Genomic DNA, 248 nt, shown 5'->3' with positions numbered 1-248 from the left:
TTGAACGTGTGACAGAGAAATGGACACCCAAATATCCGAATTCGATGAAACGCTGGAAGGACAACTGGGATGCTGTTTCTCCCATCTTCAAGTTTTCAGCAACCGTCAGGAAGGTGATATACACAACTTATACCGACAAAAAAACTATACCGACATTTCCAGGAATCCCACTGCATACAGATACTTTTGAAAAAATGTCGGCATAGTTTTGACAGCCGTAAAGATATACTTCATCATGGGAAGAAAAG

1 pseudogene is annotated in these 248 nt (G+C 40.7%); it reads left to right on the top strand.

Annotated elements, in window-relative coordinates:
• A pseudogene (locus CI597_RS19635) lies at positions 1-128 on the top strand (IS256 family transposase); the annotation flags it as partial.
• Between the last annotated feature and the right edge of the window lie 120 nt (positions 129-248).

The sequence above is a fragment of the Anaerostipes hominis (ex Lee et al. 2021) genome (assembly GCF_002270485.1).
GTDB classification, from domain to species: domain Bacteria; phylum Bacillota; class Clostridia; order Lachnospirales; family Lachnospiraceae; genus Anaerostipes; species Anaerostipes hominis.
This window is presented reverse-complemented; position numbering and strand designations above follow the sequence as displayed.